This window comes from Streptomyces sp. NPDC001194 (assembly GCF_042896985.1).
Taxonomy (GTDB): domain Bacteria; phylum Actinomycetota; class Actinomycetes; order Streptomycetales; family Streptomycetaceae; genus Streptomyces.
The window spans coordinates 269,740-284,612 of record NZ_JBIAXU010000006.1 but is presented as its reverse complement, the minus strand read 5'-3'; the positions used below and the strand labels follow the sequence as shown (position 1 = coordinate 284,612).

Genomic DNA, 14,873 nt, shown 5'->3' with positions numbered 1-14,873 from the left:
CCTGGCCGACTGACGACCCGGACACGCCGCCTCGGTGACCGTTCCTGGCGGAGTCCGTCTTGGTCGGCGGGTTTGTGCGGGGCGTTGCGCCGGGCTGCTGCCGTCGGGTCCGTGGCCCGGGGGCGGCGGTCTGAGCGCCGCTGTCGGGGGTTGGCCGAACGGCCCGGGGCTCTCGGCTGGCGAGGCGGCCGGGGGTAGCCCTGGGCGTGCGGCTTCCGTACGGATCCGGGCGGCAGCCCGTCGTGCGGGGCGGGCCTGCCGCACGACGCCGGGGGGAAGGGCGCCGTGCGGCCGAGCCCGCACCAGAAGGCCGCACCCGCCGGTGGCACCTTCCGGTATCCACGCGTGTATCCCAACAACTCTCCCCTAAACGCTCCTGTTCCCGAGGAACTTGAAGAGGCGTCAGGCTCGGTCGGGTCTCGCCACGCTCGCTCTAAGCCACGGCTTCATCGCCGGCCGGGCCCCGGGATGCCGTATCGGCCGGCGGGCTGCACTGTGGACGTATGGCGGACAAAACGGCGATCGTGATCCACCCCGTGTCCCCGCAGGGCGGACGCAAGGTCACCGTGCACGCACTCGGTGTGGACGCGGACCTGGGCCGGGCGTTCACGCCCGGGGACGTGTCGGAGTTCCTGCGCCGGGCCGGCCTGGAGGATGTGGACTTGTCCGAAGACGGGCCGATCCAGTGGGAGGGCGGCGGCCCTGAGGTATGGACCAGTCAGATCTGACGGCGGTTGCCGGGATCTTCCGGCCGATGAGTTCCCCGGCGGCGTGGGAGGCCCCGCTACCAGGGGGTAGGACCCCGGTACCCGTTGGACCGGGGGCCGCCGGTCGACCTGCCGTTCATGTGAGCAGCAGGGACACGACGGAAGGGCCCGGATCCATGTGCGGATCCGGGCCCTTCCGGTGTGGTAGCGGGGACAGGATTTGAACCTGCGACCTCTGGGTTATGAGCCCAGCGAGCTACCGAGCTGCTCCACCCCGCGTCGGTAAACCCCACTGTACGGCACCATCGGGACCCGCTCCGACCGGTTTTCCTGCAGGGCGCCGTCCAGGGGCTCCTCTGGGGGGGGGCGGAGTCCCGGACGGGACCGAGCGGATCCCGTGCATCTCCGGCGGCGCAGGCGCCGGTCGCCGCGCCACCGCCTCCCCGGCGGCGGCCGGGGAGACTGACGCCGGCGGGAGGCGGGGGACCGGGGGCGTGGGGTCAGGCGTACGCGTAGGAGCTCGACGAGTACTCGGAGTACGAGCCGTTCATCTTCAGGCGCGGGACGTCCTGGCCGCACTGGGCGCAGGCCACCGGGCGGCCGCCGTCGCGGCCGCGGATGGTGATCCATTCGCCGTTCTTGCCGGTCAGTACGGTGCGCAGGGCCTCCTTCGCGTGCCTGCCCAGGTCCACCGCGGTCTTCGCGAAGTCGAGGAAGGTGATGTGACGCCCGCAGGAGGAGCACGTGGCGTCGAACACCTTGAAGGGGCCCTTGAGCGAGCTCGGCGAGGTGTCGAGGTAGTCGGCCAGTTCCTGGATCTCCGACGCGCTCAGGAGCCGCATGTGGGGCGGCTCGGCCAGAGGGAGAGCGGCGATCACCCCCTGCGGGACCTGGTAGGTGCGCGTCGTTTCCGGCCTGTTCTTGACGTATTCGAGTACCTCGTCGAGCGTCAGCTGTGCCTGTTCCACTGGGGGTACCTCTCTCCGCTGTCGTGAGATGGCGCGGCTGCCACGCTTCCAGCCGTGGTCGGGGTCCACCACTCCGTTACGCCGACCGGCCCGGTGACCACCCGGTCCAGCTCCTCGCGCAGGCGGGTGCCGATGCCCGCCCTGCTCCAGTACCAGCGGCACAGCTCCGGCGCCGCGCCGGAGCTCGCGTCGTACCAGGTGAACGACGACCGGTGGGCCGCGTGGGCGTGCGCGCCGAGCGCGTTGAACTCGGAGAACCCGCGCGGCGGGCGGCTCGCCACGTACCGGTCGAGCGGCATCCCGTGGCGGTCGGCGCACAGGGCGCGCAGTTCCCCGTACAGCGCGCGCGGATAGGTGAAGGGCGGGTGCTGCATGAAGTCGAAGGACACCTGGTGCCCGAGGAAGTCCTGCGTCGGCGCGAGCCAGGGCCGGTGCCGGCCGAGTTCGGTGACGGGACGGCGGACGATCCACGGACGCCCGTCCACGAGCAGGTCGGCGGGGGTGACGGGGCGGAAGAAGACCATGTCGGAGTCGACGTGGCAGATGAGGCCGGCATCGGTGAGCTGGTCCGCGTACAGCTTGCTGACCTGCTGTCCCAGGTAGTCGTCGCGGTGGTCCGGGCCCACCTCCAGGCGGACCCCGTCGCCGACGGACCGGCGCACGGCCGCCGCCCCGGTCCGCGGGGTGACGACGACCACCTCCGAGAAGCCCCGGCACCACGTCCGAATGGCGGCCAGCGCGTAGCGCAACCAGGCGACGTCACCGTGGTAGGTGCGGATGAACAGCGCGGTCCGCTCACTAGGGTGGGTGCCGTGGTCGAGGCCGTGCCCGCCTTCTGGTGCCGGGCGCCCAGTCAGGGCAATGTCGGAGACAGGCTCACTCCCTGGCTGGTCCGGCGGATCTGCGGCGCCCCGGCCCGGTGGGTCGCGCCGCACGCGCCGGGGCGCAAGCACTTCGTCACGGGCAGCGTGGTCTCCCTCGCGGGGCCGGGCGCCGTCGTCTGGGGAGCCGGGGTGATGTGCGCCGGTGAGGACATCGACCCGCGGGCCGACCTGGTCGCCGTACGCGGGCCCCTCACCCGGGAGGCGGCCCTGCGCTCCGGGGCGGCCTGTCCGCCGGTCTACGGGGACCCAGCCCTGCTGGTACCCCGTTTCCTGCCCCGTGCCGGCCGGGTTGCCGGGCGGCGTCCCGTCGTCGTGCCGCACTTCGCCGACAAGGCCGGTGCGCGGCTCGGCACTCCGGCCGGCTGGCGTCTCGTCGACGTGCAGCGGCCGGTCGAGGAGGTCGTCGAGCAGCTCGTACGGGCGCCTCTGATCGCCTCGTCGAGCCTGCACGGGATCATCCTCGGCCACGCCTACGGGATCCCTGCCGTCTGGATCCGCTACCGGGACCTGCCGAGCGGTGACGGGAGCAAGTTCCACGACTACTTCCTTTCGGTCGGCGTGCCGGTCCCGCCGCCCGTGTCCGTCGGCCGGACGGGCGCGGGGCTGGATGCGGCAGCGCTCGCCGATTTCGCGACGCTTCCGGCGCGGCTTCCGGACCTCGACCTGCTCCTGGAGAGGTGCCCGTTCCGTTGACAGCACACGAAGACGACGCGGACCAGGGCCTGCGCCGGATCCTCCACGGCATCCGGGACGCCAACTACCACCGCCCCGGCATCCGTTGCCTGCGGCTGCTGGAGGCCGGACCCGGCCCCGCCGCGAACCTCGCCGCCGAGGTGGCGCTGCTGCGATCGCGGCAGCACCCTTCGCTGGCCGGCGACCCAGGCCACGTGACGGCGTGGACCGGCCCCCGCGGCCGGGTCGAGCAGTTCAGCCTGCTCAACGCCTCCGGCCGCTGCGACGACTTCTCCCGCGACCACGACCTGTCCTGCTTCGGCAAGCGCTTCCACCACGGCGCGCACCACCCCGTCCTGGCCGCACTGATCGGCTCCCTGCCGCACCTGGTCAACTTCCGGGTCAACGTGCTCGGGCCGGGTGCTTCGCTGTCCCCGCACGAAGAGCACAGCGTCGTACGGGCGCGGTCGGGCGCGGTGGGCATCCGGGCCCGCTTCCACCTGCCCCTGACCACCCATCCCGCGGCGACGCTGACGCTGGACGGGGACGTGCACCACTTGCAGGCCGGATCGGTGTACCTCGTCAACCACGGCTGCGTGCACGCCGCCGAGAACGGCGGCCCCGCCGAACGCGTCCACCTTGTCTGGGACATGCTGCTGACCGCGGAGGCGGCGGCTGCCGTGTTCGGACCGGGCCCGGCGCCGGCGGGCCTGACCCGGACCCGCCGGCGCACCCAGCCGCCCGTCGGACGCCGCACGGTCACCGGCTGGGAGCGCATCGCGCCGCAGGTCAGGGAAGCCGAGGCACGGAGCATCGGCCTGCTCGCGGTGCAGTAGCGGCAGCGGTAGCAGGAGTGGCAGCAGGAGCCGTTTCAGTACAGGGTCCTGCGGAACTCGGCGGGTACGTAGTGGAACAGCAGCGAGGTGTGCGTGCTCCCGTCGGGCAACGGCGGGCGCCCGTGCGGCACCGTGGTCCCCCTGAAGAGGACGGCCTGACCGGGCCGCTGGACGAGGCTGACCTCGCCCTGCGGGGTTCCCAGGTGCAGCGGCCAACCGCCCTCGATGCCCGGGCCCGACTCCCCGAGCAGCAGGGACACGGTGTACTCGCACTGCTCCCGGTCCACGTGGCGGCCCAGGACCGCGCCACCGCGGTACGCCGAGACGTAGGAGTACGAGGGGCGTACCGGCCGGCCCGCGATCCGCCCCACCAGGGAGCGGAACTGGTGGTGGAAGAAGCGGGACAGCGATTCGTTGTACCAGCCGTAGCGGCCGGCGACCTGGGCGTCCCCCAGCGGCCACGAGCCGGTGGCGATGAGCCGCTCGTAGTACTCGAGCAGGGCCAGGCGGTGCCGGGGGTGGACCATGTGGTCGATCCGGCACACGTCTTCGCGCTCGAAGTCCGCGGCGGCCGCGGCCTGGGCGGTCTCGGCCCTGGCCGCGGCCAGGGCGCGCAGCCCCGCCGACCCGAGCGCCCCGGCCCGCGCGAGGGCGGCGCGCAGCCGCGCGGGGAGCGCCGGTGGAAGGGGCCGTCCCGGGACCAGGGTGCGCAGCGCCCAGAAGTCTTCGAGGGAGACCCAGAACGGGGTGAGTGCACCGGTTGACGGGTCGTCGGTCCACAGGATCGGCCGGTCGGGCAGGAACCGGTCCCGGAACCGGGCCCGGCCCGCGAGGCCCAAGGGGATGGTGACCCCGTCCTGGAGGACCACGGCCGGGTCGAGGAGCGGGTGTTCCGGCTCGGTGCCGGGCGTCGGGGCCGAGGCGTCGTGCACGGAGCCTGCGACCGGGGAGCCTTCGCCCGCAGCGCCTTCATCCGCGGGGCCTTCGTCGAGCCAGCACACGTAGGAAGGACGCCGGGTCAGGCCGCGGACGGTTGGGGGCATGGGTGGGGTACGTCCGTTCGTCAGGCGCCGGCACGTGGACGCCACGGTGTCGAGGACTGACGGGTCGAAGCCGGGTGTACTGCGCCACTTGCCGGGGCGCGGAGGCGTGATCGTCGTCGCGGAGAGCGGGAGGTCCCGGCCGGGCGGCCCGGCGGGCAGCCCGAGTTCCCGCTCCAGCCACCGGATCGTCCGGGCCGGAGCCGCGCTCAGCTCGGCGTAGTCGAGGTCCACCCAGCGGATGCCGGGCGGCCCGGCGGCACGGCTGTCCAGTACCGCTTCCGTGGCGGCCGCCCACTGGCGGGCCGCGATCCGGGACAGGTCGTCGTCCCGCCATCGCCGCCAGCCCGGCGGCAGCAGCAGGTGCCAGGCCCGGCGGGGCCAGCCGGGCAGGTCCGGGATGTTGACGAACCCCGGATGGGTCCAGGCCCGCACCATGCTGGCCACGGTGTCGCGCGGGTCGCGGTGCAGGTGTACGACGGTGGCGTCCGGGAACAGCCGCAGCAGGAAGGGCAGCCGCAGACAGTTCTCCGGGGTCTTCTCGAGCAGCCTCGGCGGCGGACCCTGGGGGCCGCCGTGGTCCGGCCGGTTCCGGCCGGGCACATCGCGCAGCCCGGCGAGGAAGCCCGCGCGTACGGCCCCGCCGTACCGGTCGGCGTGTGCGGCGTCCAGGGCGTGCGAGGCGTACCCGCCGGCCGCCGGGTGGAGCCCGGGCACGCCTTCGATAACGCCCTCGCTCTCCCCGCCGACCGTCCACAGGCCGGGGTGCCGGGCGAGGGCTTCGTACAGGGCCGTGCTGCCCGAGCGCGGCGGCGAGACGATGATCACGGGTGCGGTGCCCGTGGCCGCCGCCGCGGTGATCGGCCGTACGGCGCCGGTGACGGGCGGGCCCAGACGGCCGAGTGCCGGGTCGTGGGCGGCCCGGAACTCCGCTGCCGCGGGCTCGGATGCGAAGAGGTACCGGGCGCGCACGCCGCCCGCGTCGGGCCGTACTGCGCGCGCGAGGAGCCCCTCGGCCCGGGGGAAGAGGGCGTGGTGCAGGGCGCGGGCTTCGGGGCGTGCCCGGCCGGAGGGGAGCGCCACGCGGGCGACCACGGCCCAGGCGAGGGCCTCGGCACCGCACTCGGCCCGCCCGGCCCGGTCTTGGGCCCGGTCCCGTGTCGCGGCCCGCACCGCCCCCGCCCGGGTGGCTCCGGTCGCTCCGGTCTCCCGGTCGTCGCTCACTGCCGGTGGATCCAGCCCGTGACGCTGAAGCGGCCGTCCGCGAACGCCTTGCTCGGAACCCGGATCGGGAGTACCTCGTGGTCGTGTCTGCTCGGGAAGAACATGGCGAGGTTGGCGCGCGGCACGATCGTCTGGCTGCGGTCCGTGGCGACCACCCTCCCGTCCTCCGGGACCGTCTCGAACACCCGCAGCTCCCCGCCCGAGAACTTGCGGGGCTCTCCGGAGAAGAAGTACACGAAGGTCAGCTCGCGGGTGTCCCCGTCGTCGCTGTCGCGGTGCATCCCGAAGTAGTCCCGGTCACCGTTGGCGGTCACCTGGAGTTCGATGCGGCCCAGCGGGAACGCCGGGAAGTTCAGGCGGCCGCTGATCTGCTGGAGGTGTTCCTTGATGCGCTCCGTGAACAGGGCTTCGTAGGGGCCCAGTCCGTCGAGGACCAGACTGCGGCGCACCCGTTCGTCCACCACCGCCGAACCGCCGGATCCGGACATCCGCACCGTGGCGGGCTTGAACTCGGATTCCCGGTCCAGCACGTACGCGCGGAACTCGTCGTGTTCCGATGCGCTGAGGAACTCCCGTACGCCCTGTGCCACCTCCGCGACCGCGTCCCGTTCGTAGCGGCCGGTGCCCGTCGGGACGCCCGCGGGCTTGCTGTAGTGGCCGCCGCGGACCAGCCGGGCGATCTCGGAGGGGACGGAGGGCCGGTCCACCACCCATTCCGCACGCGAGCCCAGGTAGATGGTGTTGTGGAAGGCGGCGTTGAGCGCGAACACCTCGTCGTCCAGGGCGCCCGCGAGCACGTCGACCGTGTCGGCCTCGGCCAGGCCCAGCCGGTTCAGCAGCTCACCGGCCGGGGCACGGTACGTGAGGTAGCGCGCGGCCTCGGTCAGGAAGGCGTCCTCCGACCGCTCGAAGCCGACGCGGCGCAGCGTCAGGTCCGCCAGCCGTGATTCCTCGGCGACGAGGTAGTGCACCTCGGCGTTCGGGTCGACGGCCAGCGTCTCCAGGGCTTCCTTGTACACGGCGGCGCACAGTCCCACGTTCGTCAGGTCCTCGTCGGCGACGTGCACGGGGCTCAGGCCCCAGCATCCGTCGCCGACCAGGTGGGTCTGTACGAAGGCGACGATGTTGCGGGCGCCCAGCCCCCACGGCGGCCAAGGCCGGTCCCGTACGGCGGCGAAGACCTGCGAATCGCCGTCGGAGAACAGGGGCAGGACGACCTCGTCCATCAGGTGGGGTGCGCCGGCCCTCCGGAAGAACGTGTAGAGGGCCGCCTTGGCGGTCTCGCTCAGCTCGTCGAAGATCTCGATCCGCGTGCCGCCGTTGCCATCCGTGTAGAAGTCGCGTCTGATGGTCGGGATCATGGACTCTCCTGCCGATTCGAGTGGGGGGACGACGGTTGGACCTCGCTGCGGGTACGGGCACCGGCCTCCGCACGGGCGCGGGCACCGGCGTGGGCGCGGACCCGGACGGGCACACGCCCTTCCTGCGGGTGACCGGGCCGGGCGGCGAACCCCTGCCGTGGGTCCTGGTCCGCGCGCCCGTCGTGACGCACGCACACCACCTGCGGCTGGCCGCCCTGGCCCGCGCCGGCGTCCGGTTCGCCGGAATCACCAGCTATCTGGGGTTCCCCGGCCCGCCTTGGCGGGACGAGCGCGACTACGGGCTCCTGTGCGAGGCGTGGTTGCACTGCTTCCGCGATCCGGAGCACTTCCTGCCGCCGGCCGGGCCCCGGCTGCTGACGAGCGAGTCCGACTTCACGGACCCGCTCCGCGTGGATCCGGCCCGGGTGGCTGGCGGGGCTGCCGGGGCCGGGACGGAGGTGGCGCCGGGCCCCGACATCGTGCACGTGTCCGGCCGGGAGCCGTGGCGGCAGGAGGCGAAGAACTGGCCGCTCGCCGCCCGCTGCCTGCGCAGGCTGGCCCGGGAGACGGGGTTGCGGATCCTGGTGGTCGACGCGCCGGCCGGGGCGGAGCCGATCCGAGGCGTACGCATGGTCGGGCCACTGCCGTGGCGGCGGCTGCTCGCGGTCATCGCGGGGGCGCGGGCCCTGTTCGTACCGGCCGTGCTCGACGCCTCGCCACGGGTGCTCGCGGAAGCCCTGTGCCTCGACGTGCCGGTCGTCGTCAACCGGGCGATCCTCGGCGGCTGGCAGTACGTCAACCCGTTCACCGGGGTGTTCTTCGACGGGGAGGACGACGCGGTGGCGGCGGTACGGGCCGTGCTCGACGCCCGACAGCGGCCCCGGGCCTGGTTCGCGGCGCACCACGGGCCGGCCCGGGCCGGGGCCCGCGTCCTGCGTCTGTTGAGCGCCCTGGACGACTCCTTGCCGGGCTCCCTCACGCACGTGCTGCTCACCCCCGACCGGGGACCGGGGACACGTTGAGCACGAGCCGTGCCGTACCGCGCATGGGAGAGCGGTGGATCCACACGTCGGTCACCGGATGTACGGACCAGTGCCGTCGTACGTCGAGGTGCCGGAAGAAGACGGTCGCGTCGGCCGGCACCCGCCGGACGACGGCACCCGGCCGCAGGAACGACGGGCTCCCGTCCATCGCGCACAGCTCGGGGAGGGCGGTCCCATCGGGTCGGCCGGCCTGTCGCTCGCGCTCCGCCTGCCGCGACAGCCGCTCGCGGCGTGCCAGGTAGGCGTAGAACTCGCCCATTCCGAGGACGTCTTCGCAGGCGACGTACTCGGTGGTCGGGCCGTTGTACACCCGTACGGCCCCGACCGTGGGACCCTGCGGCGGCACCGTGTCCACGTGGAAGCCGCACCGCCGCGTGGGGGCCTCCGTGAACACGCGCACCATCGCCTTGTGCGTCCCCGCCGTGTCCACGACCCGGGCCAGGACCGCGGCCATGGCATCGGCGAGGGGAGCCGCGACGGAGGCGGGAGCATCGGCCAGTGCGGTGTGCGCCCAGCCGGTGAACTCGGCGGGCGTGACCGAGGGCAGGGTGGTGCGGGGGATGACCAGCCGTTCCCCCTCCACGAGCTCGGCCAGCTCCTGCAGCCACGGCTCGCGGCGGCCGTCGGGGACGATGACCGCGCTCAGCGCGGGATCAGCCGCGAGTCGGGCGGCATCGGCTGCCGTCGCCCCGTGCAGGACACCTGCGACGGCCGTGTTCCGGGAGCTGGAGACCACGGACCGCACGCTACTGGGTGGCACGGCGGCCGCCCGCCCGACAGGCTGGTCCGGCGGCGGTGGAACCCGTACGGTCGAAGCCGGGACCGTGAGGCAGGTCCACCCGGGATCGAGGCCGGGCGACGCCGGGTGTGCGGCGGCTGTGCTGTCGTCGGCCGGCACGATGTGGCCTGGCCCGTATCTGCTGTCATGGCCACGTAAGATGATCCCGGCACCCGCATGCGCCCGTCGCCATTCCAGCCCGACCGGGCGGTAGTTGCATGAGACATCGATCAGGTGTTCGAGCGCGTCTGATACATATTCAAGCCATGAACATGATCACTCGCCGACGGGCGCTGGGGCTCGGCTCCGCCGTTGCCGCGGCCGCCGGACTGGCCGCCTGCTCGTCCAAGCCGGCCTCCCAGGCGCCGGCGGCCGGTGCCTCCGGCGCAGCCGCCCCGTCCGGAGCGCCCGTCTCGCTGCCCACCGGCGCCATCGACGAGACCTACGAGGGCCACCGCATCCAGATCACCGTGGGCCCGGGCGGCCACCACGGCATGGCGATGCCCACGGTCAAGATCGACGGCAACGACCTGCACATCATGCCCAACGCCGACGGCAGTTGGGTCACCGTCGTCAACCACTACGAGACCTTCCCGGACCCGGTTTCGGCCGCCCGGGCCGCCGTCCGCGAACTCCAGGGCGCCGGCCTCGTCCCCTTCACCGCCAAAGAGGCCAAGCTGTGACCGTCCGCAAGAACCAGGCCTCCCTCACGCCGGACGAGAAGCGCGCCTTCGTCAACGCCGTCCTCGAACTCAAGCGGACGGGCGTCTACGACCGGTACGTCAACGCCCACAACTGGTACATGCTGAACGACTCGGACTTCGGGGACCGGACGGGCCACCGCTCACCCTCCTTCCTGCCCTGGCACCGCCGGTTCCTGTTGGACTTCGAGGCGGCGCTCCAGCGGATCGACAAGAACGTCTCCCTTCCCTACTGGGACTGGACGGCCGACCGTACGGCCAACTCCTCCCTGTGGGCTTCCGACTTCATGGGCGGCACCCGCCGGGAACGCGACGGCCAAGTGCTCGACGGGCCGTTCGCCTTCCAAGGCGGCAAGTGGGCCCTGACGGCGGGCGTTGACCGGCGCACGTACCTGCGACGCGGCCTCGGCTCCGGGACCCCGCAGCTGCCGACGCGGGCCGACGTGGACTCAGTGATCGCCCTGCCGGTGTACGACTCCGCTCCCTGGAACAGTACGTCGAGCGGGTTCCGCAACGCCCTGGAGGGCTGGCGGGGCGTCAACCTGCACAACCGGGTGCACGTGTGGGTCGGCGGCCAGATGACCTCCGCTGCCTCTCCCAACGACCCGGTGTTCTGGCTGCACCACGCCTTCATCGACAAGCTGTGGGCCGAGTGGCAGGCGAAGAACCCGAAGTCGGGCTACCTGCCCGCCGGCCGGACGGCGAACGTGGTCGACCTGCGGTCCGTCCTGAGCCCGTGGAACAACGTGACCCCGGCCGACCTGCTCGACCATCACCGCTTCTACACGTTCGACACGGAGAGCGGCGGGCAGCGCTTCTAGCCGGTGGGAGCGCCAGTGAGCGGACCGGCCGAAGCGGAGTGTCCTTGCGGGTGCCGACGGCCGTGCGCCGGAACAGGCGAGTGCTTTGACCGGCCGCCCGGGAACAGGGCCGCGCCGGTGACTCGGGAGCCCCGGTCCCGCGCAGCGCGGCGGGCCGGTGGACGTGCCCGGGGCGATCCGTCCCCGGCACCCCGGTCTTCCGGCACCCCGGTCTGCCGGTCCCCGTCAACGGGGTTGTCCTGGGCGGCTGTTGCGATCCGGACCGGGTGTCGGCACGCCCGCCGACTGGGCATGGATGCCCCATGAGCAACAGTGGAAGCGAAGAGAACGCGCCGCCCGTCCCGGGTGACGGGGAAGCCACCCCGGCCCAGGGGCGTGCCCCAGCCCCGCCCCAGGCCGGCGCGGAGGGGGCCGCGGAACCGCCGACTGAGCCCGCGCCGGAGGGGGAAGGCTCCGTCCGCGAGGCGGCCGCCCCGGCTGAAGCCGGGGCTGAAGCCGGGGCCGCCGAAGCCGGCGCCGGTGCCGCGGCGGGCGGAAGCGCACCGGACGAGCCGAACCCCGAGCCGTACCGGGTGAGCGTGCGGGATCTCGGACGGTTCGCGGTCGCCGCCGTCACGGTGGTCGCGGCACTGGTCGGCCTGGTCCTCGGGATCCGGTCCGAGCTGTACGCGGGCAGGGAGGACCAGCGCGCCCAGAAGGCGGAGCAGCGGGCGGTCGACGAAGAGCAGCGCGCCAAGGAGGCACGGGAGAAGGCCTACGCCGACCTGGTCGACTTCTACCGGATGGGCTCGGAGGTGATCGTGGTGAACGGCAGTTCCCGGGTCATGGCGATGCGGCTCACCCTTCCGGGGAGCAACGTCCGGTGGGACCTCGACCTGCTGCAGCCGTGCAAGCAGATCAACATCACGTACCGGTCCTTGCTGGATTCCATGGCCGTGGAGGAACCCTCCGTGAAGCTCGTCGAAGGCGACCTCGCCCAGCTCCGCCTGGAGTTCATGGACCCCATGGACAGGGCCTGGATCCGCAACAGCGGTGGGGCGGTCGCGCGGACGGCGGGGTGGAAGCCGTCGGGAAGGCCCCTCATGGTCAACTCCGAATCGTGGAACTCCAGGGCCCAGGCCGCGCCCGCCTGCGACAAGCCCTGACCGGCCCGCTCCGCCGCCTTCCCGTGACGTCGGCGGACCGACGTCGCGGGGCCCTCGCGACCACGCCACCTCCAAGGGTGGCCTCGTACTGCTGACCGGTCGCCAATCGCCGGCAGCCGTTGCCGGACACGTCACCGGGCGCCAGTACGCCCCGCTCACCGCAGGGAGGTGGCCGGTGGGGCGTGAACCGGAGCACGAGAGGGCGTACGGTTCCGGCACTCGGGGCGGCCCGAACAGGTGAGGATTCGGGCAGATGTGCTGGTGGGGGCCGGGCGGCGGTGCGGCCTAGGATGACACGCCGTCAGGGATCGTTCCGGGGTGGTGTGGGGGAGGCGCTTGTGGCCAGTGAGTTCCAGGAGCGGAAGCTCGAGGAGATGTTCGCCGCATTCGACGCGGACGGGGACGGTTTCCTGCGCGAGGCGGATTTCCGGGCGCTCGTCGCGCGCTGGGAGCAGCTGCCGAGGGTGGCGGCCGAGACGGAGCTGCGGGCGCGCCTGGAGTCACTGCTGATGGGGTGGTGGGCGGCCCTGCTGGAACGGGGGGACGCCAACGGGGACGGGGCGGTCGACATGGGCGAGCTGCTCGCACTGGTGGATGAACTGCCCGCCATGGTCGCGACCGTCACGGCGACTGCCGAAACCGTCTTCGAGGCGGTGGACGAGAACGGTGACGGGGTGATCTCCCCGGCCGAGCACCGCAGGCTCGTCGAGACGTGGAACGGGCGGCCGGTCCCGCTGGACGGGGTCTTCGAGCTGCTCGACCTCAACGGGGACGGGCACCTCAGCCGCGAGGAGTTCGCGCTGCTGTGGCGCCAGTTCTGGATCAGCGACGATCCGGCGGAGCCGGGCAACTGGCTGTGCGGCCGGTTCGCAGACTAGTGCGTTGTCCACGCACGTTCGCCGGGGTTGACCGCGAGCCTTGAACCCGCGGCCGTCCCCGGACGCCTGGCATCGGCTGCGGACCTGGGCGCGTTCGCGGCATCGGGCAGCAAGGACCTCGGGGTGGCAGGCATCCGGCCTGCACCACCACCGGTAGTCCTGCAAGGAGCCCAATACCGTCGAGCGGTGCATCAACCGCCTTCGGGCCGCTGTGTGGAGGACCATCTCTGTCCCGCCCGCAGAAGAGCCCTGAAGAGCAGCCGCCGTCCGGCGGCATCGCCCGAGAGCGCCTCGTCCGCGGCCTCGACGATCAGTACGCAGTGGTCCGCGGGCAAACGAAACGGCCTGGTGCCCCGTCAAACAGCGTTCACTCCGCTCTGGATAAGGTCAGTCCATGAGCGGTGGTGATCAGCCGGACCTGGACGAGATTGAGTCGTGCTTCGCTGCTGTGGTCGAAGGGCGAGTGAGCCGGGATGCGGCAGACCGGTGGGCCGCACGCTGGGTCCTCGACGACTCCCTTGACTGGGACGAACTCTCCTGGTGGGCGTTGCGGCTCCTCCACGGGATCGATCTGCGGCTGGGGCCCGGGGAGCCGTACCTGCACGATGACGAGCAGCTACGGGGGTGGCTGGAGGAGCTTCGGGTGAGCCGTCGCGATGATGCGGCTCCTTGAGAGTCCTCAACCTCTGCCCGGGGTTCCCTCAGACCTGCTCGCGGGTCTCCCCGGCCATTCCGCTCCGGTCCCGGTACGGGACACCCGTGGCGAGGAGCCGCCCGATAGACCGGCAGGGCCAGGGTGGCCGGTGGTTGCACATGCCGTAACGGCATGTGGTGTCGTCGAGGGCACCACAGCACGAAAGGCCCTGTCTGCGATGTACCCCTCCGCCACGCCTCCCCGCGAGGTCAAGATCGGCGATGCCGCCGCCTTCGCCGGAACCACCCCGCGCGCCATTCGTCACTACCACCAGATCGGTCTGCTGCCAGAGCCTGAACGGGGCGGAGACGGACGCCGCCGCTATGGCTACGACGACATGATCCGCCTGCTGTGGATCCGCAAGATGTCCGAGGCCGGCATCAGCCTGGACGACATGCGGGCCGCCTTCGACGAAGCCCGGGACGTCGAGGACGTCCTGGGCCGGCTGGAGGAGACCCTGGCCGCCCAGGAGGCCGACATCAAGCGCCAGCGCACGGCAGTTCAGCGCCTGCGGCTCGTGGGCAGCCCGCTGGGCCTGCTCTCCCCGCTGGTCACGGACCGGCTCAGCCACCTGCCTTCTGGCGCACTGCGCCCCTCCGACCTGGACGCCCTGCTGGTCACGGAACGGATCTTCGGGCCGCTGGGAGCCGCAATCCAGGCCAGCGTGTTCATCACCCTGGCGACCCATCCCGGCCTACGGGCCGAGGCAGACCGACTCGACGCGGCCGACGCCGCCCTCGATGACACCGTCGACCCCCACGACCCGCAGGTCGAGGAACTCGCCGCGCAACACTGCGCCCACCACAAGGCTCTGCTCCAGGCCATCGAAGCGGCCGGACTGGACGTGGCCGAGGAAGAGCTCTTCGAGATCCACGACGCCGAGGCGGGCGACGAGGAGGACGTCCAGATGAGTGCCCACGAAGCAATAACCAAGATGCCCTACGGCTTCTCCGCAGCCCGGACGCGGTGCATGGAACTCACGGCACGGCTCCTGGCCGCGGACGCCTCCAAAGACAGCTGATCGCTGGTGAACTCCCCACTTCGTTGAACACGAGAGCGAGTGATGCGAGGAGCATCCCTGGCCGCTTTACCCGTGGGCGGCGGGAGCGGCCGCCGTGGGG

At 72.5% G+C, this 14,873-nt stretch carries 15 protein-coding genes and 1 tRNA gene; 10 read left to right on the top strand and 6 right to left on the bottom strand.

Annotated features, from left to right (window positions below; genetic code table 11):
• Positions 1–503 precede the first annotated feature (503 nt).
• Positions 504–728, top strand: a complete 225-nt coding sequence (locus ACFY1T_RS17010; protein WP_390788818.1) for a hypothetical protein — start codon at positions 504–506, stop codon at positions 726–728.
• Between the two features lie 181 nt (positions 729–909).
• Here ACFY1T_RS17010 and ACFY1T_RS17005 read toward each other — a convergent pair.
• The 3 genes from ACFY1T_RS17005 to ACFY1T_RS16995 form a co-directional block, all read right to left on the bottom strand.
• Positions 910–986: transfer RNA gene (locus tag ACFY1T_RS17005), tRNA-Met, on the bottom strand.
• 221 nt (positions 987–1,207) lie between these two features.
• Positions 1,208–1,675, bottom strand: coding sequence for a hypothetical protein (locus ACFY1T_RS17000; protein WP_390788817.1), 468 nt, complete (start codon positions 1,673–1,675; stop codon positions 1,208–1,210).
• Complete coding sequence (locus ACFY1T_RS16995) at positions 1,657–2,424, bottom strand: hypothetical protein (protein ID WP_390788816.1); 768 nt, start codon at positions 2,422–2,424, stop codon at positions 1,657–1,659. The genes ACFY1T_RS17000 and ACFY1T_RS16995 overlap by 19 nt, the downstream gene beginning before the upstream one ends.
• Before the next feature lie 63 nt (positions 2,425–2,487).
• On the opposite strand from ACFY1T_RS16995, the gene ACFY1T_RS16990 reads away from it, so the two are divergent.
• Positions 2,488–3,252 carry a polysaccharide pyruvyl transferase family protein gene (locus ACFY1T_RS16990; protein WP_390788815.1) on the top strand — a complete coding sequence of 255 codons (765 nt, stop codon included), beginning with the start codon at positions 2,488–2,490 and terminating at the stop codon, positions 3,250–3,252.
• Entirely contained in the window at positions 3,249–4,067 is an 819-nt protein-coding gene (locus ACFY1T_RS16985) for an aspartyl/asparaginyl beta-hydroxylase domain-containing protein (RefSeq protein ID WP_390788814.1), read from the top strand. The genes ACFY1T_RS16990 and ACFY1T_RS16985 overlap by 4 nt, the downstream gene beginning before the upstream one ends.
• Positions 4,068–4,102: 35 nt before the next feature.
• Here the strand turns inward: ACFY1T_RS16985 and ACFY1T_RS16980 are convergent, their stop codons facing one another.
• The gene (locus tag ACFY1T_RS16980; protein ID WP_390788813.1) at positions 4,103–6,331 is read right to left on the bottom strand and encodes a sulfotransferase; all 2,229 of its coding nucleotides are present in this window, start codon (positions 6,329–6,331) and stop codon (positions 4,103–4,105) included.
• Entirely contained in the window at positions 6,328–7,692 is a 1,365-nt protein-coding gene (locus ACFY1T_RS16975) for a 2OG-Fe(II) oxygenase (protein WP_390788812.1), read from the bottom strand. Before ACFY1T_RS16975 ends, ACFY1T_RS16980 begins: the two co-directional genes overlap by 4 nt.
• A 35-nt stretch (positions 7,693–7,727) precedes the next feature.
• Here ACFY1T_RS16975 and ACFY1T_RS16970 point away from each other — a divergent pair, with 35 nt between their 5' ends.
• Entirely contained in the window at positions 7,728–8,714 is a 987-nt protein-coding gene (locus ACFY1T_RS16970; RefSeq protein WP_390788811.1) for a hypothetical protein, read from the top strand.
• Here ACFY1T_RS16970 and ACFY1T_RS16965 read toward each other — a convergent pair.
• Positions 8,683–9,471, bottom strand: a complete 789-nt coding sequence (locus ACFY1T_RS16965; protein WP_390788810.1) for a hypothetical protein — start codon at positions 9,469–9,471, stop codon at positions 8,683–8,685. The genes ACFY1T_RS16970 and ACFY1T_RS16965 overlap by 32 nt on opposite strands.
• Positions 9,472–9,779: 308 nt before the next feature.
• Here ACFY1T_RS16965 and ACFY1T_RS16960 point away from each other — a divergent pair, with 308 nt between their 5' ends.
• From ACFY1T_RS16960 to ACFY1T_RS16935, 6 genes are all read left to right on the top strand, one after another.
• On the top strand, positions 9,780–10,196 hold the full coding sequence (locus tag ACFY1T_RS16960) for a tyrosinase family oxidase copper chaperone (protein ID WP_390788809.1): 417 nt from the start codon (positions 9,780–9,782) through the stop codon (positions 10,194–10,196).
• Positions 10,193–11,035: a tyrosinase family protein gene (locus ACFY1T_RS16955; RefSeq protein ID WP_390788808.1), complete on the top strand. Its 843-nt coding sequence runs from the start codon at positions 10,193–10,195 to the stop codon at positions 11,033–11,035. Before ACFY1T_RS16960 ends, ACFY1T_RS16955 begins: the two co-directional genes overlap by 4 nt.
• A 302-nt stretch (positions 11,036–11,337) precedes the next feature.
• On the top strand, positions 11,338–12,180 hold the full coding sequence (locus tag ACFY1T_RS16950) for a hypothetical protein (protein WP_390788807.1): 843 nt from the start codon (positions 11,338–11,340) through the stop codon (positions 12,178–12,180).
• 338 nt (positions 12,181–12,518) lie between these two features.
• Positions 12,519–13,058 carry an EF-hand domain-containing protein gene (locus ACFY1T_RS16945; RefSeq protein ID WP_390788806.1) on the top strand — a complete coding sequence of 180 codons (540 nt, stop codon included), beginning with the start codon at positions 12,519–12,521 and terminating at the stop codon, positions 13,056–13,058.
• A gap of 394 nt (positions 13,059–13,452) precedes the next feature.
• The gene (locus tag ACFY1T_RS16940; RefSeq protein ID WP_390788805.1) at positions 13,453–13,731 is read left to right on the top strand and encodes a hypothetical protein; all 279 of its coding nucleotides are present in this window, start codon (positions 13,453–13,455) and stop codon (positions 13,729–13,731) included.
• Positions 13,732–13,930: 199 nt separating this feature from the next.
• Positions 13,931–14,773 carry a MerR family transcriptional regulator gene (locus ACFY1T_RS16935; protein WP_390788804.1) on the top strand — a complete coding sequence of 281 codons (843 nt, stop codon included), beginning with the start codon at positions 13,931–13,933 and terminating at the stop codon, positions 14,771–14,773.
• Positions 14,774–14,873 lie beyond the last annotated feature (100 nt).

Bases quoted from the DNA above. Each gene is read 5' to 3' on its own strand.
- ACFY1T_RS17010 (WP_390788818.1), top strand. From the start codon at position 504: ATGGCGGACAAAACGGCGATCGTGATCCACCCCGTGTCCCCGCAGGGC.
- ACFY1T_RS16950 (WP_390788807.1), top strand. From the start codon at position 11,338: ATGAGCAACAGTGGAAGCGAAGAGAACGCGCCGCCCGTCCCGGGTGAC.
- ACFY1T_RS16960 (WP_390788809.1), top strand. From the start codon at position 9,780: ATGAACATGATCACTCGCCGACGGGCGCTGGGGCTCGGCTCCGCCGTT.
- ACFY1T_RS16975 (WP_390788812.1), bottom strand. From the start codon at position 7,692: ATGATCCCGACCATCAGACGCGACTTCTACACGGATGGCAACGGCGGC.
- ACFY1T_RS16940 (WP_390788805.1), top strand. From the start codon at position 13,453: ATGAGCGGTGGTGATCAGCCGGACCTGGACGAGATTGAGTCGTGCTTC.
- ACFY1T_RS16935 (WP_390788804.1), top strand. From the start codon at position 13,931: ATGTACCCCTCCGCCACGCCTCCCCGCGAGGTCAAGATCGGCGATGCC.